Consider the following 19,826-nt stretch of genomic DNA (forward strand, 5'->3'; position numbering starts at 1 on the left):
CAGCGCCGGCGCCAGCGACTCCGGCCAGCCGAGAAAGGCGCACTGGGCGCGGGCGGCGAACGGACGGGCAAAGGCGTCCATGCACTCGACCTCGCGCCCGGCCTGCAGGCCGTCGGCAAGCTCGGCTGCGATGGCCCGGCATGTCGGCTCAAAGCACTGCATGGCCGGGGCCTCGAAGTACGGCTCGATAAGCCGGCGGAACGGCGTGTGCTCGGGCGGGTCCATGCCGTTGGGCACGGACAGGTGCCGGGAGGCGCTGTTACTGAATGTCCCCGGGTCGTGCAGCACGTCGACGACGTCGCGGTGCCGGAACAGCGTCCAGCCCTGGAGGTCACTGTAGGCGACGGGGCACTGATGGCGCATGGCGTCGTAGGCGGCGCGCTGGTCGGCGAGAATGTCCTGCGACGCAGGCAGCCAGTCCTGTGGTCGGGATGGTGGCATGGCGTCTCCCCGTGGTTGATCCGGGAGTCGGGCCTTCGTCCCGAGCCCGGCACATGAATCGTACGTGCTGCCGGCCGCCAGGGATTTGATGAAAATCAAGAGCGTGCCCCGGGGATCCCGTTACGGTGGCTCGCCGTCCGCGCAGCGCTTGCACCAGAGGCGGTAGCCCAGCATGTTCCGCCGGCCGCGTGCGGTGATCACCCAGAGCCTCTGCACCCAGGGTGGTTGATGGCGGACGTGGCGGGTATGGCCGCACTCCAGGTCCGCCACCCAGTGGTCTTCGTCGTCGGTGTGGAAGTCGACGATGCGTTGTTGCATGCCGTCCCCGGTCATGATTTCAGCTTGCTGCCCCCAGCGACGGCCAGCCGTCGGCGCGCAGTGGGCGGTTGCGCGTGCGCAGGCTGGCGGGCAGGGCGGAGTCGCCCGTCAGGTGAATGTCCATCCGATGGCCCCGGTCCCGCCGTTCGGCGAATGGCTCGGCGCTCCCTCAACCGGGGCGTCCGTCGACGCGGGGGGCGGTCAGGATGGGGAAGTAGCGCACCAGGAACAGACCGTACGCCGCGATCCACAGCGCACTTGCGGCACCGAGCCCCGCCTGCCACGGCACCAGCCCGAAGCCGGCCGCAACACGTATGACGGCGGCAAGATGGACTGCGGCGAACGCGGCCACCATGCCGCGTGGTAGTTGCAGCGCCCGGCCGGTATGGCCGAGGGCGACGCGGCTGATGACGCCGAGAATCAGTCCGCCCATGCCCCCGACCCCCACGGCATGCACCCAGACCGTGGCGGACCACCAGCCGGCGGCGCTGCCCGCGAGGAGCCACAGTCCCGCCGGAATCCACAGCAGCGATACGTGCAGAATCCAGAGAAGCGGCTCCGATCGCACGCGCCAGCCCTGCCAGAGCACGATGCGAATCAGTGACAGGGCCCCGGCCACCAGCGCCGTCGCCGCGATGGCCGTGCCGTGGCCGCTCAGCACGGCAAGCAGTGTTGCCCCCATGCCGGCAAGCACGCCCCACTCCAGGGCGGGGATGATGCGGACGCCCTGGGTGGACAGTCCCTGATTGCGCAGCCATGCCATGGAGAAGTTCGGCGTGATGCGTCCGCCGATGACGAGCATCAGTGTCATGGCGAGCACCAGCGCGGCATTGATGAATGCGCCCTGAGGCCGCATGAAGAAGCCCAGTTGCATCAACCACAGCAGCCCCAGAACGGCGACAATCACAGTCTGCCGCTTCTGCCTTGCCTGCCAGATCCGCCAGCCCGCGTCGGCCATGATGAGCGGCAGAAAGGCCAGGTTGACGCCGGCGACGAGCCAGCCGGGAAATCCGCCCCCTGCGACCATGACCACGCGGCCGGCCAGCCATACCAGCCACATGGCCAGCAGAGCACGTCCGTGGGTTCGCTGCGTGCCCGTCCATACGCACACGGCGGTCAGAAGGAATCCGCCGATGGCAACATGCAGGAAGGCGAACACCATCTCGTGCTGATGCCAGTAGTAGCCGGGCAGGGCCAGCGGCAGTGTCAGCGGACTGGCCACCACGGTTACCCACAGAGGGATCCAGAAGACCGCAAGCACGGCGAGAGAGAGGAAGAAGATGCGGAACGGATAGCCGAAAAGCTGCCACGCACCGCGGCCGACATCTCGCAGTACCATGGTTCCATCCATCAGGAAGACCCGGAACAACGAGCGTGGTTGTGGACGTCCCGGGCCCGGAGCCCGGATACGTGTGAATCGTGCATCTGGGGAGTCATTGGTTGAGTTGGCCGCTAAAAGATGTATATTGAATATACATTTTTGCTTTAGGTGAAACAAGGTCGACGATGTGAAGCCAGAGGCCGGCCATCCTGGTACCGCCTGGTGAGAGAGCGCAGCAAAGAGAGGTGAAGGTCATGACGCAGCAATCGCCCGGGAGACGCCGCGAGGATCTGACTCCGGAAGCGGAACAGGCCTGGCGCGCGTTCAGCAAGGCCGTCTTCCAGGCCGGCGCCCTGGATGCGCGCACCAAGCAGCTCATCGCCGTGGCCGTGGCGCATGTCACCCAGTGCCCGGATTGCCTGCAGAACCACACCCCCGGAGCCGCGCGTGAAAGCGCGACCGAGCAGCAGATCATGGAGGCCATCTGGGTCGCCGCCGAGATGCGTGCCGGGGGTGCCGTCGCCCATTCACGCCGGGCGCTCGAGGCACTGGATGATCGCTGATCACCGCCGGCGGCTGTCCGAGCCATCGCCGGCGCAGTCGCACGCCGGGGCGGCGCCATGAATCCGGCCGAGGTGGTTCGCGACAGCGAACGACAGGAAGCGGAACGGATCGTCTTCCTGGAGGAAACCCGCGGCGAGGCGGATGCCCGGTCGTTTGCAGAACAAACGCTGCGCGTGTATCGGCGCGCCGTGGTGCAGCGGGCCGCGCCAGCCGGGGAGAAGGTCTTTCGCCTGCGCTTGCTGGGTTCCTACTGCTACCTCAAGCGCTACCTTGAACGGAATCGTCAAAGTGGCCCATCACCCTGATGCGGCTAACTCTCGCGCAGGGCGATTGACAGAATCCGGCGCTTACCCGGAGTGGGCGTCCAGACGGCCCGCCAGTACATCCGCCTGTACCGCTTCCAGGATCGCAGGCGTGGTAAGGGCGCAAATGCAGACGTGCGCCCTGGCCAGTAGTTCGGCGCACTGCCGTTGAACCCAGGGCGGTTGCTCACGACACACGGTGCAGGCGCGCTCGGCGCTGTCCTGAAGTCCGTCGAGGCGGACAGCGAGATTGTAGGCATCGGGATAACCGCTCACGTACATGGCTACGATCTCCCTGGTTCACGCCGAGGTGGTCCGAGTGTACGCGGGCCGGCATTACGTCCAGGCCGGCGGATCACTCGCCGGGAAGCTCTCCCAGGACGCCTCGTCGACGGAATCCCAGTACACGACCCGGCGAGAGGATTCGCCGGTAGCGTAGGGCCAGTGTGAAGGCACGTTCGCCGCTGTATTACCGACGATCGATGTCCCGCGCCAGGTGGCACGGGTTGCGCGAGTATGATGCTCGGCGTTCATGGTGAAAGCGCCTTGGCTACGGTGCGCACAGGGGGCAGAAGCCCGTGCCCGACTGCGGGAGCTGGACCTTGAGCGCGAGCTCGATCCGGTCCCGTAGGTCGCGGTGGTCGGCGGCGTTGTCGGCCGTGAATGCCGGATCCAGGGTCCATTGGAAGGCCGTGGTCGCCTCGATCCAGTCCGCCGCGGCAAGCGTGTTATCCAGGGCGGGGAATAGCTCCCGCTCCTCGTCATCAAGATGGGTCTCGTAGAGGCGAACGTAGGCGTGCGCGAGGCGCACGAAGCGCGTCCGGCTGACCAGGCTGTCGGCCGCGATCTCGTCGAGTCGTCGCTGTAGTCTCTTGCCCAAGCGCGTCAGACGGTGGTGCTGAGCACGGATACGCGACACCGCGTCGGCGGCCGCGGGTTCGCGTGCGAGCAGCCGCTGGCCGAGGCGTTCCTCGAACGGGTGGTGATACTGCTCGGGCTTGCGGACGAGGTAATCGAGGATATCCGCCATCAGGACATAATCCGCGTCCCCGTTGGCCTCGATGCATTCGAGCTGCTGATCCAGAACCCGGAGCAACGGCCGAAGGTTATCGTGATCCTGCCGCAGCCGGCTCAACACCTGATCGTTCATGGCGCACCTCCTATTTTCCTGGATCCTATAAAAAGTGTATAAAAAATACATCAAAAAATCCAGTAGGCAACCACAGCCCTGAATATGTGTAACAAGGGCGCGCTCAGGGACGGTCGGATATCGCCAAGCCGGTCATGGATTCGGCGACGCGTTGGGGGATCGGGGCGCAGACAAGTCTGCCACTGGTTACTGCGGCATAATCAATGTATTATGGATCCATTGATAGAGCCCCTGCGACTTCAATCGCGGGGAATGGCAAGCAACGGCTGTCGCGGGGTGCCGGCAGTGCGGAGGGCAACGCGGTGGAATTGACGTATCACACCGATTACGGTTTGCGCGTGCTGATGTACGCGGCGACGCACGAGGGGCGGCGCATTCCGATGCGCGAGATAGCCTCGGCGTACGCGATCTCGATGGAGCATCTGCGCAAGGTAGTCCATCATCTGGCGCTGCACGGCTTCGTCGTTACCACCAAGGGCCGAACCGGTGGCCTTGCCCTCGGGCGTGCGCCGGAGTCGATCTGGGTGGGGGAGGTCGTCGGAGCGCTGGAGTCGTCGATGGAGATCGTCGACTGCGAGCGCAAGACGTGCGCCCTGCGAGGCGGGTGCGCTCTGAAGCGAAGCCTTGAAGGCGCGCGCGCCGCCTTTCTCGCCCACCTGAATACCGTCACGCTTGCCGATCTTGTTGGCAACACGGAGACGTTCAATCGGTTGTCGCGCCTGCCGGTCACGGCCTGATCGCCGCCGTCCGTGCGCCCGTTGCCGACCGAGGGTACGGCCGCCCCGTTCCGTCCGTGCTTGGCGTTGCTATGCACGCGTCCGGTGCCGGGGGCAGGGGACGCCGCGACGGCCATCCGGCCGCCGCGGCCGCGGCGTCAATGCATCCGCAGCCGCGGGAACAGCACATTGTTCTCCAGGTGCACGTGTTCCCTGACGTCGTTCACGAACTTCGCCGTCCCCGCGTAGAGGGCCTGCCAGGTCCGGCATGCGTCGCGTGGGGGCCGGAACCCGTTGGCGATCATCTCGACCTTTCGAAGCGTCTCGCCGTGATCCCGGTGGTCCTGTTCCAACTGCGTGAAGACTTCCCCGGACAGATCCCGAATCTCGCCTTTTGCATACGGGAACAACACGACCTCCTCGTCATGCATGTGGGCGTCGAGGGTCTGCTGGATCTCCTCCAGGGCCCCACCGAGACCAGCCGGTACTTCGGGGTGGCTTCCATGAACGGATTCCACCTTGAGCGCGAGGCGGATGAGCTCCGGCAATTCCTTGCGGTGCATGTGGTGGTAGCGCGTAAGAATGTGATCCACCAATGCACCCGTGTCCATGTCGCTGTCAGCGGTCTCGCCCGAGGACAGGGCGGCAAGCTGGCGCTGGACCTCGGCGGGGTCGATGCCGCGCTCGCGGGCCGCACTGTCCAGCGTTGCGCTACCGCCGCAGCAGAAATCGAGGTCATACTCACGGAAAACGCGGGTAGCGCCCGGGATGTTCGCCGCGATCTCGCCGAGCGTGTGACGGGTCAGGTCGGATGGATTGGCTTGATGTTCCATGGCTTGTCTCCCTCGGCTTCGGGTCATCGTTCAAGGTACGGTAGCTTGTTCGGCATGCCGTCCCAGTCTTGCGCATCCTCCGGAGCATCCTTCATCTCCGTGAGCACGGGCCATTGGCGCGAGAGCTCGGCGTTGAGCTCCAGGAAGTGGCTCATCTCGTCCGGCAAATCGTCTTCGGAGTAGATGGCTTCCGCCGGGCACTCCGGCTCGCACAGGGTGCAGTCGATGCACTCGTCCGGGTCGATGGCCAGGAAGTTGGGCCCCTCGTGGAAGCAGTCCACGGGGCAGACCTCGACGCAGTCCGTGTACTTGCACTTAATGCAGTTGTCGGTGACGACGTAGGTCATGGCGTGTCCTCTTCGGGCGTTGCAGGTACTGCATTAAACATGTATAAATAATACATCGTTTAGCATGGTACGCAAGCCTGCGAGTGAATCGCGCCGACGGACTGCGTGCAGGGAGGGGGTATGACGTACTGGTGTTGCCGGCTGGACGAAGGGTCTCTGGAGCGCCTGCGGCGGGATCTGGATCTTCCGGATATGGTAAACCGGATGCATTTTCAGAGCGAGTGGGGTCTGCCCCTTTGCCAGGTGCGCGAGCGGGCCATGGACGCGTTCATGGTGCTGGCAAGGCAGACGCATCCGTCCATGGAGCGGGCGCGCATACGGGCTCTGCTGAATGAGCTTCATCTTGTCTGCGAGCCCTCCTCAAGGCCCGCGCCGTAACCGCGCAGGGCGCGTGCCTCGGGACAGACAGCCCCGGTACGGAACCGGATCGGCTGCGTGCCGCCTTCTGGCATCCCGGCGGGGTCGTGTGCATTGTGGCGCATCGTCCCGGGGGAGCATCCTGTAGCAACGAGCCCATGGTCGCTGTCAGGAGGAGTCTATGGCTGGCGATACGTCGCGTCCCGGAGGTGATGCGCCTGCGAAGCGCTCTCGGGCATTCTCGAAGTTCACGCTCGGCCCGCAATCCCGCATCACGGAAGGGAAAACGTGGCCAGCCCCTGAGGGCGCCACACGGACCAAGCAGCTCCGGATCTACCGGTACGATCCCGATTCCGGGGCCAATCCGCGTATCGACATCTACGAGATCGATCTGGATCGATTCGGACCCATGGTGCTCGATGCCCTTATCGGGATTAAGAGCGGGATCGACCCGACGCTGACGTTCCGGCGTTCGTGCCGCGAAGGGGTCTGCGGCTCGTGCGCGATGAATATCGACGGCCGAAACTGGCTCGCGTGTACCCGCGCACTGGATGAGACGCGGGATCCGCTCACCGTCTATCCATTGAACAACCTGCCGGTTGTAAAGGATCTGGTTCCCGACCAGACGCACCTGCTCGCGCAGTACGCCGCCATCAAGCCGTGGCTGCGCACGGAAAGCCCGACGCCGCCGGACAGGGAGCGCCTCCAGTCGAAGGAGGATCGGGAGAAGCTCGATGGCCTGTACGAGTGCATTCTGTGCTTTTGCTGCACTGCGGGATGCCCGAGTCACTGGTGGAATGGCGACCGCTATCTCGGCCCGGCCGTCCTGCTTCAGGCGCAGCGCTGGCTCGCGGACAGTCGTGACGAGGCCACCGGCGAGCGCCTGGACGAGCTCGAGGACCCGTTCCGCCTGTACCGATGCCACTCGATCATAAACTGCACCTATACCTGTCCGAAGGGCCTGAACCCGGCGGAAGCCATCGCCCAGATCAAGAAGCAGATGATCGAGCGCCGTAGCTGAACGAAGACGTGGTTCCTGCATAGGGCGCCCACCTATAAAATGTATGAACGATGCATCTTATAGGTGGTTTGTCTGCAAAGGAGCTTGACGATGGGGAGGAGGTTCCGGGGGCAATCCTTGCGCGACGAGACGATCGGTGCGATCGCGGCGAGTTTGCCGGGAGCGGATCGCGTGTTCCGTGAATTCGGCCTGAACTTCTGCTGCGAAGGCAAGCTTTTGCTTGCCGAGGCTGCGGCGCGGCGGGCCTTGAGCGTGGAGGAGATCGAACACCGGCTGACGGTCTGCCGCACCGTTGAACGGTTCAGCAAGGGCACGGCTGAACAGGATACCGGGCCCCTGATCCAGCACATCGTACAGCGCTATCACCGTGCCCACCGCCTCGGGTTTCCGGAGCTGGCCCGGTTGTCCCGGCACGTGGAGGCCGTCCACGCAGCCCATGCCAGCGTCCCGTGTGGCCTCGCAGTGACGCTGGAGAACGCTTTTGAGGCCCTCGACGAGCACATGCACGACGAGGAGCAAACGCTTTTCCCTGCGATGCTTCGCCGACGCCATGGACCGTTCGTTCCCGATCTGATCGCAGTGCTAACCCATGAGCACCTCGGAGTCGGGTCCCTGCTGCAGCGTTTGCGCTTCATGACCAACGCGTTCACGCCGCCACCGGACGCATGCCGATCCTGGCGACTGCTTTACTCCGGGCTTGCGGCCCTGGTTGATGACCTGCAGGACCATGTCCACTTGGAGAACAATGTCCTGTTCCCGCGGTTTGTCGCGGTGTGACTGAGTGCCGAATCCGTTCGGCAGGACGACTCCAGGATTCAAGATATTGGTTGTGCTCGGGGGCGGGTTTCCGCAGACAGGTATACCGCGCCACCAATGCCTGCGGACGTCGGCAATCAGCCGGCGCCGGGGTCCGTTACGGGCCCCGGCGCAGGGGATTGTCAGTTTGCCTTGAGAAGATCCGGGCGCTCGTCACCCTCGACGACCAGGTCTGCCGCTACGCCCTTGTGGACGGCACGGGAGAGGGCATGGTCGAGAACACGGATCGACTGCGGAACGGGCAACTCCATATCCCCCACCAGGCAGGAGCCCGGAGAGATCGGCACCGTGGAGACATAGCGCAGCGGCGCGTTCGCGAGCGCTCCCTGCGGCCAGTACCGGCTCCAGATGTTCCCGATCGGATGCAGAGCAGACGTCAGGTTCGGCCCCCCGACAACGATAAAGAAGCGCACGGTCTCACCGACGTTTGCCTTGAGCGGACCGAGCGCCATGTCCGTAAAGCTGGCAACAGCTCCGTTAAAGAGGACGTACGTCGGGTCTTCGCGGACCATGGAACGGTCGTGGAACTCGTAATCGCCAGGCACCCCGAAGGTGCTGTCGGTGTAGAGCTCGTGCTGCCCAAGGTAGAACTCCCGGTCCACCGGTGGTAAGCCTTCCTCCGGTTCGACGAGTATCATGCCGAACATGCCCCGGCTGATGTGCATGTCCGCATTGTCGACACCGCAGTGGTAGATCAGCCCCCCGGGGTAAGTGGCCTTGAATGTGAACGTCTTGGACTCTCCCGGAGCCACCTCGTTGTAATGCGCTCCCCCGCCTGAGCCATAGACGGCGTGCAGGTCCACGCTGTGGGAATCCTCGCTGTCCTCGCTGTTGCGCAGCGTCAGGTTCACCGTGTCACCGACTCGGACGCGGATCATGGGACCGGGGATCTGCCCGTTGAAGGTCATGAACCGATGGCGTACGCCCGGCATGACCTCGGCGATGCGCTCCTCGGCCACCAGCTCGATGTCATGCGTCATCGCCTCGGTGCGGTCGATGGGCGCAGGGATTTTGGTCGGGTCAGCGATGAGGCTTCCGTTCTCCGCCTGTGCCCCCTTCAGGGCGGCGCCTCCGCTGGAAGCGGCGTGCGCTGTACCGCTGCCGGTCAAGGTCGGGAGACTCCCCGCGCCAGCGGCCAAAGTCCCGGCACCGGCGATCTGCATGAACTCCCGACGGGACAGTGCGGATAGCTTGCTTGTGGGCTTCACGTTAGGACTCCTTCATTTTCTCGGGCTGACAGAGAAAGGCTCGGACTGCGGGTATTCCCCGGGTGGGTAATCCCCGTCGATGCCTTCTTGGTTATGGGCCGGGCTTACTCGGCTCAAAACGATGTATATCGTATACATCATTTATCGGGCGATGCAACACAACCTGATGGCAATGCCTTGCAATGCGGCTGTGGCCGCGGGTTTGGGGTCAGGTGCAGCCGAGCCTCCGGCAGCGTTCGCCCGGGACGGTGCACTGTCGCCCTGGGTTTCGCGACGTGGCTTGCGGGTTGGACAAGTGCATTAAACGATGTATTGTAAATACATGTTTGGCGAGCATGCCCTGAAGGAACGGGCAACCGGTTCCTGTCAGACACCGCCTCACCGGGTACGTCCTTGATTTAAACGGGTGAAGTAACCAACGGGAGCGAAACGGTATGAGCACGGACTACGAGCCAGCGCGACGGAGATTCATGCAACTCGTCGGTGCGGGAACGGTCACGGCCATGGGTGCACGCCCGATCCTGGCGAACGCGGGCACCGGCGCGATCAGTGACGCGTCGTCTGCCGAGAGTAGCGCTGAACCTGGCAGTGGCACGATCCATCAGTTCGAGATGTCGATCGAGGAGCGCATGGTCGATGTTACGCCGGAGTTCGAAAGCAAGGTCTGGGCGTACAACGAGCAAGTCCCCGGCCCGCTCATTCACGTCCGGGAAGGCGACACGATCGAGGCGGTTCTCAAGAACCGCACCGAGGAGATGCACTCGATCCACTGGCATGGCATCCCGCAGACGGGCACATGGCGCAGCGACGGTGCTCCGGGGATTACCGAGCCCGGCGTCTCATCGGGCAGCAGCCACACGTACCGCTTCACGGCGAACAAGCCGGGCACGCTCTGGTATCACTGCCACCAGGGCGTGCCCAACCATGTGGGTATCCGAGGCATGTGGGGCCCCCTCATCGTCGATCCGAAAGACCCCATTCCCCTGGAGAGAGAGGTCACAAAGGATGCGATCCTCATGTTCTCCGGCTGGAATCCGGATGTAGCAAAGGACTACTTCGCCCTGTCTGATCCGACCGGCGGCATGCGGTATTTCTCGATCAATGGCCGGGCGTTTCCGCACAACCAGCCTTTGCGCGTCCGGGAGGGCGATGTTCTGCGACTGCGCCTGATGTCCGTCAGTGCGGACGTGGCCTTCCATCTCCACGGCCACGACATGCTCGTCACCCATCAGGACGGCCGGCCGCTGAATAGTCCGGAACTCGTTGACGTGGTCTATGTCGCGTTCGGCCAGCGCAAGGACGTGATCGTCCGTATGAACAACCCTGGCCGGTGGCCCGCGCACGATCACCAGGAGCACCACCTCAGCAATGACGGGAAGACGCCCGGAGGTCTGTTCTTCGTCGTCGAGTACGAGGAGATCGAGCACGATCCTTGGTACTACTGGGCCCGCAAGGAATACGACCCGGATTTCTACTTCCAGGAGAGCCTCCAGCGCGGCTACGGCTTGATCGAGCAGCCGCAGTTCCGGGGGCGGTCCTTCTAGACGGTACGGTCGGCCACCCCACGGCGCGGGTGCTGGAGCGCGTGGGCGACGGCTCACTGTCGTTCGCCACTGAGCTTTCACTCCGACGCATGTGAACCGACCTGCCGGTAACTCGTAACCACGTCCTGATGATAAGGAGACCATGATATGAATCTTCCGTATCGTTTACCCCTTCTTGCCGCTGTCACTGGCTTTGTGCTGGCTCAGCCGGCCCATGCCGAGCCGGCTGCCGAGGTCGAGATGCTCGATCGCGGGCCGGATGGCGAAGCCCGCGTATTCGAGCCCGATGTCGTCCACATCGACCCGGGCGAAACTGTCTACTTCAAGGCCACGGATCTTGGGCACGATGTCGAAGGCCTCGACAGTCTCCGGCCGGACGATGCGGAGAGTTTCACCGGATACCGCAACGCTCCCCTGGAAGTCTCGTTCGACGCAGAGGGCGTGCATGTCTATCACTGCGAGTCCCACAAGGAGAAGGGTATGGTCGGTGTCGTCGTCGTGGGTGACCCGTCCGTGAACCTGGATGAGATTGCCTCGGAGATGGAAGACAGCGAGGCGCTCTCCGATCAGGGGCGTGCGCGGCTGGCCGAGATGCTCGATGAAGTCGAAGCCGCGGCGGCGCAGTAGCTGGACCATCCACAGGGAGGCCGGTTAACGCTCATTAAAATGTATATAATGTACATGGTATGGATGTTTAGGATGCCCATAGCCCTGTGGTGATGAAGCGATGCTGCCGGGGTGCGTTCATTGCTGTGTGTCCCCGTTAATGGGGTTACGGAGGTGGACGTTCACCCGGCAGCTGTTCCGGATCGGCGAGGTGATCACGATGGCAGAAGGAGCTTTCGAGGGTGAAGAGCCGGAATGCGCTGGTGCCGAGGCGCCGTCCGCGTTGTTCATGTGCACCGTTTGCGGCTGGACCTACGACGAAGAGGATGGTCTGCCGGAAGGCGGTATTCGCCCCGGAACGGCATGGAACGACATTCCGGAAGATTTCGTCTGCCCGGAGTGCGGCGTCGGCAAGGATGCTTTTGACAAGATCCGAACTTAGGCGTGTTGCACGCCATTCCACAGCAACGAAAGGAGACAACCCATGAAACGCAATGCTGCAGCAGTCTGGAAAGGGGGCTTGAAGAACGGTGGGGGCGAGGTCTCCACGGAGAGCGGGGTTCTCTCCGCGGCGCAGTACGCGTTCGGCACGCGATTCGAGAACGGCACGGGGACCAACCCGGAAGAGCTGCTTGCCGCGGCTCACGCGGGGTGCTACTCGATGGCTCTGTCCCTGGTTCTCGGTGAGTCGGATATCACGCCGGAGCGCATCGACACCACGGCATCGGTGAATATCGAGCCCAGCGACGACGGCTTCACCATCACGACCGTGCACCTGGATGTTTACGGGGACGTCCCCGGCATCAATGCCGATGACTTCCAGAAGGCGGCCGAGCAGGCGAAAGCGGGATGCCCCGTTTCCAAGCTGTTCAATGCCGAGATCACGATGACAGCCCATCTGAAGCGCAGTTGAGTCGGATGCAGGCCCGCCACGGTTGGGTGCTGACGCATACAACCGTGGGGCGGCATTCTGCCGTCTACGCCTTCGAATTCGCCTACACGCCCAAGCATGGGAGTTGGCTGAATGTGGCCGAGATCGAGCTCAACGTCATGAACCGACAGTGCCTCAACCAACGCATCGACTCTCTCAAGACCGTCCGCGATGAAGTTGCCGCCCGGCAGGCGGCACGGGATTGGCTTCAGACAAAGGTGCACCGGCAGTTCACAAACGAGGAAACCCGCATCAATCCGCCGGCGCTTTATACGACATTAGAAGCGTGACAGGGCACTAGCTGCCGTGGCGTGGAACTCGCAGCGGGCTTCGAGCTCGGAGCGGATAAAGCGGAGGATGGCACAACGCAAAACATTCGATGTATTATGTGAGCATATTTAAACAGCCCTTTGGCTGCTTCTGGTGTAAGCCTCGTTCGCTAGCTGAGTCATCGTGTTGGAAGCGTGCGAACAAGCCTTTTGCAATCCACCCATGGCAACCGAAAGGAGACAGCCATGCGATTCTTTTCCCTGAGCCTCCTGGCACCCGCACTGCTTCTAATGATGCCCGTGTCGGCGTCAGCGGAGACCTGCGAGCTGTCGATTTCCGGCAACGATCAGATGCAGTTCGACAAATCCGAAATGGTGGTCGATGCCAACTGTGACCAGGTCACCGTTGAGCTTGAGCACACCGGCGAGCTCCCTGCCGACCAGATGGGCCACAATTGGGTTCTCACCGAGACCGGTGATTTTCAGGATGTTGCCCAGGCGGGCATGAACGCCGGCATGGAGAACGACTACGTTCCCCAGGACGACGACCGCGTGATTGCCTATACCGACGTGATCGGCGGTGGTGAGACCACGAGTGTGACCTTCGACGTCTCCCAGCTCGACAGCGGCGGTGACTATACCTTCTTCTGCTCCTTCCCTGGCCATTCTTCGGTCATGAGGGGCAAGCTGATCGTCGAGTAAGCTAGCTGAATGGCTACCGGGCCGTCCGCGGCCCGGCCTTTGTCCCGGCGGCCGGAGGGATAGATAACGAACAGCCGCCAGAACGGACAGCACTCACAGACTAAAGCCCCCGGCCGGCGGATACCTTACTAAGTCCTGTGCTCCTGGACTACCTGGGAGGAACTACGGGTCAGAAGGCGCAGTGCGCCCGGATTGTCCAGACCGATGGATTGCCCCTGGACGCTCATCCAGCCGTGGTCCATGAACCGGCGGAAGAGCCGGCTGACGGTCTCCGGCACGAGCCCGAGATAGTTGCCGAGTTCGTGCCGGGACATGGGCAGGCGAACCGGCGTGGCGGCAAGGCCGCGTTGGACGTGGCGGTCCGACAAGTGGACCAGGAACGCGGCGAGGCGCTGCTCGGCGTTGCGGCGCGCAAGCAGGTGCAGCATCTCCTGCTCGGCGGCGATTGCCTGGCTCATCCGGCGGACCAGGTGCCGGCGCAGCCCGTGCACGTGTTCGGACAGGCCCTCCAGCTCTGCGAACGGGATCTCGCACACACGGGTCGTTTCCAGGGCCGCGGCAGTGGACGGATGGGCATCGAAACCGATGGCATCGAGCCCCACCAGCTCGCCAGGGAGGTGGAACGCGGTGATCTGCTCTTCGCCGTCTTCGGTAACGGTTACGCTCTTCAGCGCGCCGGCACGGACGGCGTAAACCGAGTGGAACGGCTTGCCCGGATGATAGACGATCTGCCCCCGCACCAGGGGGTGTCCCCGTTGCACGATACCGTCGAGGGTCTCGATGCCGGCGGCATCCAGTGCGACCGGCAGGCACAGATCGTTCAGGCTGCAGCTCGTGCAGCTCTCCCGGAGGTTATGGATGCGCGGTTCGGCGCCGGGCTGGCGTTCGACCATGGCGGGGCCTCCTCCGTCCTTTTTGTGTTCCGGTGTGTCACCGCAGGCTCCGGGACACCTGTTCCAACAGGCTGTGTTCTCCTTTGCGTCAGTGGGCCACTTTGTTTCCGATATGGTGGTACGAGTGCTATCGGTCAGCATAGCCGTTTGTTCCGCGAAATGGCGATATGCGTGGCGAACTGGGGTGGTCGGCTTACAGGCGGGGCGTAGCAGGCCAGCGCCCGCCCATGGAGGGCGGACGCTGTCCAGGAAGCCCGTAAACCGGTCGATGGATCAGGTGACGGGCCGCTCGCGGGCTTGTGCCGTGCCATCGCGAGCCTCGCCCGCCTTTGTGCCGCGGTGCCGGGTGCGCAGCAACCGCATGCCGTTGACCACCACCACGAGCACCGAGACCTGATGGACGAACATGCCCCCGGCCATGTGGACGGTCTCGGCGAACACCCCCGCCAGGAGGCCCGCGACGGTGAGCAGGGCAATGACGACGTTCTGGCGGATGTTGACCACCGTCGCCCGGGCCAGGCCCACGGCCTCGGAGACCTTGTTCAGATCATCCGCCATCAGGGCGATGTCCGCGGTGTCCACGGCCACGTCCGTGCCGGTCGCGCCCATGGCGATGCCGATATCGGCGGCGGCGAGCGCGGGCGCGTCGTTGATGCCATCGCCCACCATGGCGGTGACGCCGACCTCCCGGCGCAGTTCCTCGATGGCGTCGAGCTTGTGCTCGGGCAGCAGGCCGGCGCGGATATCGTCGATGCCGAGCGCCTCGCCGATACGCTCGGCACTGGCCTGGTTGTCGCCGGTGAGCATGACCAGCCGCACGCCGGTCTCGCGCAGCCGCTGCAGGGCGGCGGCCGCCTCCGGGCGAATGGCATCGGCGAACCCGAGCAATCCGACCGGTTGACCGTCCACTGCGACGACGGCGGCTGTCTCGCCGCGCTCCCGAACTGCGGCCAGGGCCTCGTCGGCGGCGGCCGGCCAGTGTTGCGCACGCCCGTGAACCCAGTCCGGGCGGCCCACGTCGATGTGCCGGTCCTGCCACTGGGCCTGGATGCCGCCGCCGACGGCGGTCTCGAAGGCGTCCGCCCGCAGCCCCGGGTCCGCCTCGCCGAGCGCACGCAGCACGGCTCGGGCCAGCGGGTGCTCGGAGCCGCCCTCCGCCACGGCTGCCCACGCCAATAGCCGCTGCCGGTCATCACTGGACGGCATACCCGGAACATCCTCGAGACCAGCGAACGCAACGGCCGACGCCACCTCCGGACGCCCGACGGTGAGCGTGCCGGTCTTGTCGAAGGCCACGGCGCGGATGCGGCCCGCGGTCTCCAGGTGCTCGCCGCCCTTGATGAGAATGCCCCGGCGCGCTCCGCGGCCGATGCCGGCGATCACGGAGATGGGCGTGGAGATCACCAGGGCCCCGGGGCAGGCGATGACCAGAAGGGTGAGCGCCAGCACCGCGTCCTGCGTGACAGCGAATGCACCGCCGGAGAGAACGATGATTGCCGGGGTGTACCACCGGGCGAAGCGCTCGATGAAGCGCTGGGTCGGCGCCTTCGCTTCCTGGGCTTGCTCGACGCGCTGGATCACGCGTGCCAGGGTCGTGTCCGCTCCAACGCCCTCGGCGCGGATGGTGAGATAGCCATCCTGGCTCATGGTCCCGGCGAACACGGCCGCCCCGGGCTCCTTGGTCTCCGGCATGGGCTCGCCGGTGATGGCGCTTTGATCCACCGCGGCCCGGCCGCTGAGAACGGTGCCGTCCACGGCGATGCGCCCACCCGGACGCACGATCACCGTCTCGCCGGGTGCGACCTGGGCCGGACCGACGGTGACCTCGTCGCCGTCGCGCAGCACGGTGATCTCCGTGGGCGCGAGATCCAGGAGATCCTTCAGGGCGGCCCGGGTGCGCGCCAGGGTCCGGGCTTCCAGGTAGCCGCCCAGGACGAACAGCAGCGTGACCGCCGCGGCCTCCCAGTACTCGCCGATGGCCACCGCCCCGACGGCGGCGATGGTGACCAGCAGCTCGATGCTGATGCTGCCCCGGCGCAGCGCGTGAACAGCCCGCACGGCGACGTGCGTGCCGGCGAGTACGGCGGCGATGAGCCACAGCCCGTCGGTCAGCGCCCCCGGGCCGCCGGCAAAGTGACTGGTAACCCCGGCGAGCGCGAACACGCCGCTGACCAGGGTGAGCGCCGCCCGGCTTCGTACCGGTGAGGCGATGAGATCCCGTGTCCACGGGAGAAGCGTTGCAGCAGACATGTCGTGCCTCCTTCAGGGAATGAGCAGGGACCCGCCCCGGGTGCCCGCTGGGCACCCGGGGCGCGGCTCAGAACGCGCTGACGCGGGCCTCGTAGCCGGCCTCGCGCACGGCCTGGCGCAACCGCTCCGGGTCCACCTGCTCGTGCTCGACCTCGATGCGGCCGGTGTTGAAGTGCACCGTGGCGTTGTCGACGCCGGGCAGCGTGGTCAGGGCCTTCTCGATCTTGCTCACGCAGGAGGGGCAGTTGAGTTCGTCGCTGCGAAGAATGGTCTTCATGGCAACCTCCGGTTCGTCGTCTAAATGGCAGGAATACCGTACGACCGGAGGTGGGGCAGGATGTATGATGTGGCGCAATCAACTCCCGGCGATGGCACGAAGGCGGTCCGGGTCGCGGATGGCGACCCACTGGCGGCCGGTGTCGATGACCCCGCTGCGCCGAAAGGCGGCCATGGTGCGGCTGATCGTCTCCTGGGTCGCGCCCACCATGGCGGCGAGGTCCTGCTGGGGCAGCGGCGACTGAATGAGGAGGCCGACTTCGGTGGCCTCGCCCAGGCGTTCGCTGAGCTTGAGCAGTGCCGTGGCAAGGCGCGCCTCCACCGGGGCGGCGGCGAGCTGGCGGATGCTCTCGCGGGCCTCATCCAGCTCGTGGGCGACGGCGTGCAGGACCTTCAGCGCCACCTCCGGGTGGTGCTCCAGAATGTCCTCGAACGCCTCGGCGGTGATCCGCAGGACGCAGCACTCGGTCTGGGCGATGGCGGTCTCTCGGTAGTGGCGCTGGCCGATGGCGGCAACACCGCCGAACAACGCCCCCGGGGCCAGGAGGTCGAGAAGGACGTCATCGCCGTCCGGGCTGTGCCGCACGAGCTTGACCTTGCCGTGGGCGACGAAGAAAAGCCGCGTGGCCTCGGTGCCCTCGCGGCAGATAACCCCTTCCGCCGGATGATGCTGCTCGCGGAACCGGGCGTTGACCGCGTCCAGCGCCTCCGCCGACAGGTCCCGGAAGTAATGGGCATCGCCGAGGATCCGCCGGCGCAGCTCCGCGGAGCAGTGCCCGGCCTCTAGGGTTTCATCGCGAAGGGGCGTGGTTCGTTTGCGGGGCATGAAGAAGGCTCCTTAGGGATCTCAACGAAGCGGGGCTTACCGGGCCACTCAGAACAGCCCCTGCTCGATCATGGCATTGGCGACCCGTCGGAAGCCGGTGATGTTGGCCCCCATAATGAGATTGCTGGGCTGGCCGAACTCGGCGGCGGTCCTGCTGGAGCGCCGGAAGATATCCGCCATGATCGCCCGCAGGTGGGAGTCGACCTTCTCCAGGGGCCATTGGGTCAGCCCGGCGTTCTGCTGCATCTCGAGCTGACTCGTGGCCACTCCGCCGGCGTTCGCCGCCTTGCCGGGGCCGAACGCGATCCCCGCTTCGAGGAAGCGCTCCACGGCCTCCCGGGTACTCGGCATGTTGGCGCCCTCGCTGACGCAGGCGATGCCGTTCGCGAGCAATGCCTCGGCATCGCTTCCGCTGAGCTCGTTCTGGGTCGCGCAGGGGAAGGCGGCGCGGGCGCTGTAGCGCCACACGGCATGACCGCCCTGCGGGTAGTCCTCCGCTGGTGTGTATTCCGCCTTCGGGTGATACTCGAGGTAGCGGGACAACGGTTGCCGTTGCTCTTCTTTTAGCTGCTTCAGCAGCTCTAGGTCGATGCCATGCTCGTCGTGGATCGTGCCCCGGGAATCGGAGCAGGTCACGGGAAAAGCCCCGAGCTGGTAGAGCTTCTCGATGGTGTAGATGGCCACGTTGCCCGCGCCGGAGACTAGACACGTATTGCCCTCAAGGCTTTCGTTGCGGGCGTTGAGCATGTTCTCTGCGAAGTACACGCACCCGTAGCCAGTCGCTTGCTTGCGCCCCAGGGAGCCGCCCCAATCCAGTCCCTTGCCGGTGATCGTGCCCTCGTAGCGGCCGCTGAGACGGCGGTAGTGGCCATAGAGATAGCCGATCTCCCGCGTGCCGACGCCGATGTCACCGGCGGGGACGTCGACGGTGGCGCCGATGTGGCGGTGTAGCTCCGTCATGAACGCCTGGCAGAAGCGCATGATCTCCGCATCGGAGCGCCCCTTGGGGTCGAAGTCGGCACCGCCCTTGGCACCGCCGATGGGCAAGCCGGTCAGGGCGTTCTTGAAGATCTGCTCGAAGCCGAGGAACTTGATCACGCCGGCCGTGACGGCCGGGTGGAAGCGCAAGCCACCCTTGTACGGGCCCAGCGCCGAGTTGAACTGTACCCGGTAGCCCTTGTTGACGTGCACGCCGCCGGCATCATCCATCCAGGCGACCCGGAATAGGATCTGGCGTTCGGGCTCGATGAGCCGCTCGATAATGCCGTGGCGGAGATAGCGCGGATCGCGCTCGAGCTCTGGGCCAAGCGAGGCGAGCACCTCTTCCGCGGCCTGGTAGAACTCGCTTTGCGCCGGGCTACTGCGTTGGAGGTTCTTCAAAATCTCGTGCGCGTAGGACAAGGGAATTATCCTCTCAAGGGACTTGACTTTACAGGTTGATGCGCAGATGAGCGTTAACAGTGAGGGGGACGGTTGCACTCAGGTTCTTGGGGCACGTCGTCTCGTCCTTGGCCGTGCTGGTCGGCTACCAGACGGTCCGTCTCTCTCCCCCGGAATTTTCCTATCATGCCCTTGAGGCACCGCACGATGGGAGCGGTCCTCAGGGGTGCGCTGCCAAGCTTACTCACGCCAGTAGTTGTTGGCCTCAGCGACGGTTCGGAAGTGGATCGCGATGACTTCTGAGGCCTTCATCAAGCTATCCGCGTCGCGTTCGTAGACATCTCGGAGGCTCTGGCGAACCTCGGCATCCGGCTGCGTGGTGGCGACACCCTTCTGAGCGAGTTGAACCGCCACTGCGAAGCCCTCCTGTGGGGTATCCGTGATCAGGCTCAAGCCGTCTTCGTCGCCGTTCTGCTCAGCCAGCGCGCTGTTCGCGCCGAGCCCGAGCATGGTTGCGAACGCCGCCACAGCGATCACGCGGCGTGCCGCTCGCCAGCCCCGTGGTCCTACATGACGCTCCTGCTTCTCACCAGCGGAGAACGCCGGGCAGGCGCTGCCAATCGGAGTCTGATCGGTACTATATCCAGTCATGGCCACTTCTCCTCGCGTTGGGTTGCTGCCTCGCCTCCCTGGCCCATCCGTCTCCTCCCGAGTGCTCGTAGTCGCCCCAAAGAGACGATCAAGTTACTATAACG

Annotated in this window: 25 protein-coding genes and 2 pseudogenes; 13 read left to right on the forward strand and 14 right to left on the reverse strand. The window is 64.7% G+C overall.

The window, feature by feature from the left end:
* The 3 genes and pseudogenes from QWY84_RS19250 to QWY84_RS19260 all read right to left on the reverse strand — a co-directional run.
* A pseudogene (locus QWY84_RS19250) lies at nt 1-441 on the reverse strand (cytochrome P450); the annotation flags it as partial.
* Nucleotides 442-561: 120 nt separating this feature from the next.
* Nucleotides 562-759 (reverse strand): DUF3565 domain-containing protein, encoded by a 198-nt coding sequence (locus tag QWY84_RS19255; protein ID WP_290204676.1) that lies wholly within the window; start codon nt 757-759, stop codon nt 562-564.
* A gap of 169 nt (nt 760-928) precedes the next feature.
* Nucleotides 929-2,098: an NnrS family protein gene (locus QWY84_RS19260; RefSeq protein ID WP_290204677.1), complete on the reverse strand. Its 1,170-nt coding sequence runs from the start codon at nt 2,096-2,098 to the stop codon at nt 929-931.
* Between the two features lie 236 nt (nt 2,099-2,334).
* Here QWY84_RS19260 and QWY84_RS19265 point away from each other — a divergent pair, with 236 nt between their 5' ends.
* Together QWY84_RS19265 and QWY84_RS19270 are read left to right on the forward strand one after the other, a co-directional pair.
* Nucleotides 2,335-2,643 (forward strand): carboxymuconolactone decarboxylase family protein, encoded by a 309-nt coding sequence (locus QWY84_RS19265; protein WP_290204678.1) that lies wholly within the window; start codon nt 2,335-2,337, stop codon nt 2,641-2,643.
* A gap of 57 nt (nt 2,644-2,700) precedes the next feature.
* On the forward strand, nt 2,701-2,949 hold the full coding sequence (locus QWY84_RS19270; RefSeq protein ID WP_290204680.1) for a hypothetical protein: 249 nt from the start codon (nt 2,701-2,703) through the stop codon (nt 2,947-2,949).
* Between the two features lie 42 nt (nt 2,950-2,991).
* On the opposite strand, the gene QWY84_RS19275 is transcribed toward QWY84_RS19270, so the two are convergent.
* Nucleotides 2,992-3,228: a hypothetical protein gene (locus QWY84_RS19275; RefSeq protein ID WP_290204682.1), complete on the reverse strand. Its 237-nt coding sequence runs from the start codon at nt 3,226-3,228 to the stop codon at nt 2,992-2,994.
* Between QWY84_RS19275 and QWY84_RS19280 the strand changes: the two genes are divergently transcribed.
* Complete coding sequence (locus QWY84_RS19280; protein ID WP_290204684.1) at nt 3,227-3,385, forward strand: hypothetical protein; 159 nt, start codon at nt 3,227-3,229, stop codon at nt 3,383-3,385. The two genes, QWY84_RS19275 and QWY84_RS19280, sit on opposite strands and share 2 nt — an antisense overlap.
* A gap of 111 nt (nt 3,386-3,496) precedes the next feature.
* Here QWY84_RS19280 and QWY84_RS19285 read toward each other — a convergent pair whose 3' ends face one another.
* The gene (locus QWY84_RS19285) at nt 3,497-4,096 is read right to left on the reverse strand and encodes a hemerythrin domain-containing protein (protein ID WP_290204685.1); all 600 of its coding nucleotides are present in this window, start codon (nt 4,094-4,096) and stop codon (nt 3,497-3,499) included.
* 302 nt (nt 4,097-4,398) lie between these two features.
* Between QWY84_RS19285 and QWY84_RS19290 the strand changes: the two genes are divergently transcribed.
* The gene (locus QWY84_RS19290; RefSeq protein WP_290204686.1) at nt 4,399-4,833 is read left to right on the forward strand and encodes an RrF2 family transcriptional regulator; all 435 of its coding nucleotides are present in this window, start codon (nt 4,399-4,401) and stop codon (nt 4,831-4,833) included.
* A 137-nt stretch (nt 4,834-4,970) separates the two neighbouring features.
* On the opposite strand, the gene ric is transcribed toward QWY84_RS19290, so the two are convergent.
* Together ric and fdxA are read right to left on the reverse strand one after the other, a co-directional pair.
* Nucleotides 4,971-5,645 (reverse strand): iron-sulfur cluster repair di-iron protein, encoded by a 675-nt coding sequence (gene ric, locus QWY84_RS19295; RefSeq protein ID WP_290204688.1) that lies wholly within the window; start codon nt 5,643-5,645, stop codon nt 4,971-4,973.
* Between the two features lie 23 nt (nt 5,646-5,668).
* The gene (fdxA, locus tag QWY84_RS19300) at nt 5,669-5,992 is read right to left on the reverse strand and encodes a ferredoxin FdxA (RefSeq protein WP_290204689.1); all 324 of its coding nucleotides are present in this window, start codon (nt 5,990-5,992) and stop codon (nt 5,669-5,671) included.
* 120 nt (nt 5,993-6,112) lie between these two features.
* Between fdxA and QWY84_RS19305 the strand changes: the two genes are divergently transcribed.
* The 3 genes from QWY84_RS19305 to QWY84_RS19315 all read left to right on the forward strand — a co-directional run bounded on the left by QWY84_RS19305 (nt 6,113) and on the right by QWY84_RS19315 (nt 8,147).
* Nucleotides 6,113-6,370, forward strand: coding sequence for a hypothetical protein (locus tag QWY84_RS19305; RefSeq protein ID WP_290204691.1), 258 nt, complete (start codon nt 6,113-6,115; stop codon nt 6,368-6,370).
* A gap of 160 nt (nt 6,371-6,530) precedes the next feature.
* The gene (locus tag QWY84_RS19310; RefSeq protein ID WP_290204693.1) at nt 6,531-7,370 is read left to right on the forward strand and encodes a succinate dehydrogenase iron-sulfur subunit; all 840 of its coding nucleotides are present in this window, start codon (nt 6,531-6,533) and stop codon (nt 7,368-7,370) included.
* 117 nt (nt 7,371-7,487) lie between these two features.
* Nucleotides 7,488-8,147 carry a DUF542 domain-containing protein gene (locus QWY84_RS19315; RefSeq protein WP_290204694.1) on the forward strand — a complete coding sequence of 220 codons (660 nt, stop codon included), beginning with the start codon at nt 7,488-7,490 and terminating at the stop codon, nt 8,145-8,147.
* Between the two features lie 161 nt (nt 8,148-8,308).
* Here QWY84_RS19315 and nirK read toward each other — a convergent pair whose 3' ends face one another.
* Entirely contained in the window at nt 8,309-9,394 is a 1,086-nt protein-coding gene (gene nirK, locus QWY84_RS19320; protein WP_290204695.1) for a copper-containing nitrite reductase, read from the reverse strand.
* A 434-nt stretch (nt 9,395-9,828) separates the two neighbouring features.
* Between nirK and QWY84_RS19325 the strand changes: the two genes are divergently transcribed.
* The 6 genes and pseudogenes from QWY84_RS19325 to azu all read left to right on the forward strand — a co-directional run bounded on the left by QWY84_RS19325 (nt 9,829) and on the right by azu (nt 13,446).
* Complete coding sequence (locus QWY84_RS19325; RefSeq protein ID WP_290204698.1) at nt 9,829-10,938, forward strand: multicopper oxidase domain-containing protein; 1,110 nt, start codon at nt 9,829-9,831, stop codon at nt 10,936-10,938.
* 147 nt (nt 10,939-11,085) lie between these two features.
* Entirely contained in the window at nt 11,086-11,565 is a 480-nt protein-coding gene (locus tag QWY84_RS19330) for a plastocyanin/azurin family copper-binding protein (RefSeq protein WP_290204699.1), read from the forward strand.
* Between the two features lie 199 nt (nt 11,566-11,764).
* Nucleotides 11,765-11,986, forward strand: a complete 222-nt coding sequence (locus tag QWY84_RS19335; protein WP_435373005.1) for a rubredoxin — start codon at nt 11,765-11,767, stop codon at nt 11,984-11,986.
* Nucleotides 11,987-12,028: 42 nt separating this feature from the next.
* Nucleotides 12,029-12,457, forward strand: coding sequence for an OsmC family protein (locus QWY84_RS19340; protein ID WP_290204700.1), 429 nt, complete (start codon nt 12,029-12,031; stop codon nt 12,455-12,457).
* 71 nt (nt 12,458-12,528) lie between these two features.
* Nucleotides 12,529-12,765: pseudogene (locus tag QWY84_RS19345) on the forward strand (transposase); the annotation flags it as partial.
* A gap of 225 nt (nt 12,766-12,990) precedes the next feature.
* Nucleotides 12,991-13,446, forward strand: a complete 456-nt coding sequence (azu, locus tag QWY84_RS19350; protein ID WP_290204701.1) for an azurin — start codon at nt 12,991-12,993, stop codon at nt 13,444-13,446.
* Nucleotides 13,447-13,574: 128 nt separating this feature from the next.
* Here the strand turns inward: azu and fnr are convergent, their stop codons facing one another.
* The 6 genes from fnr to QWY84_RS19380 all read right to left on the reverse strand — a co-directional run bounded on the left by fnr (nt 13,575) and on the right by QWY84_RS19380 (nt 19,722).
* Entirely contained in the window at nt 13,575-14,339 is a 765-nt protein-coding gene (fnr, locus tag QWY84_RS19355; protein WP_290204702.1) for a fumarate/nitrate reduction transcriptional regulator Fnr, read from the reverse strand.
* A 273-nt stretch (nt 14,340-14,612) separates the two neighbouring features.
* Nucleotides 14,613-16,589: a heavy metal translocating P-type ATPase gene (locus QWY84_RS19360; RefSeq protein WP_290204703.1), complete on the reverse strand. Its 1,977-nt coding sequence runs from the start codon at nt 16,587-16,589 to the stop codon at nt 14,613-14,615.
* A gap of 67 nt (nt 16,590-16,656) precedes the next feature.
* Complete coding sequence (locus tag QWY84_RS19365) at nt 16,657-16,866, reverse strand: heavy-metal-associated domain-containing protein (RefSeq protein WP_290204704.1); 210 nt, start codon at nt 16,864-16,866, stop codon at nt 16,657-16,659.
* Between the two features lie 78 nt (nt 16,867-16,944).
* Complete coding sequence (locus QWY84_RS19370) at nt 16,945-17,691, reverse strand: Crp/Fnr family transcriptional regulator (protein ID WP_290204705.1); 747 nt, start codon at nt 17,689-17,691, stop codon at nt 16,945-16,947.
* Nucleotides 17,692-17,739: 48 nt separating this feature from the next.
* Nucleotides 17,740-19,092 carry an NADP-specific glutamate dehydrogenase gene (gene gdhA, locus QWY84_RS19375; protein WP_290204706.1) on the reverse strand — a complete coding sequence of 451 codons (1,353 nt, stop codon included), beginning with the start codon at nt 19,090-19,092 and terminating at the stop codon, nt 17,740-17,742.
* A 219-nt stretch (nt 19,093-19,311) separates the two neighbouring features.
* Nucleotides 19,312-19,722: a hexameric tyrosine-coordinated heme protein gene (locus tag QWY84_RS19380; RefSeq protein WP_290204707.1), complete on the reverse strand. Its 411-nt coding sequence runs from the start codon at nt 19,720-19,722 to the stop codon at nt 19,312-19,314.
* Nucleotides 19,723-19,826 lie beyond the last annotated feature (104 nt).

The organism is Aquisalimonas lutea, assembly GCF_030409225.1.
Lineage (GTDB): Bacteria > Pseudomonadota > Gammaproteobacteria > Nitrococcales > Aquisalimonadaceae > Aquisalimonas > Aquisalimonas lutea.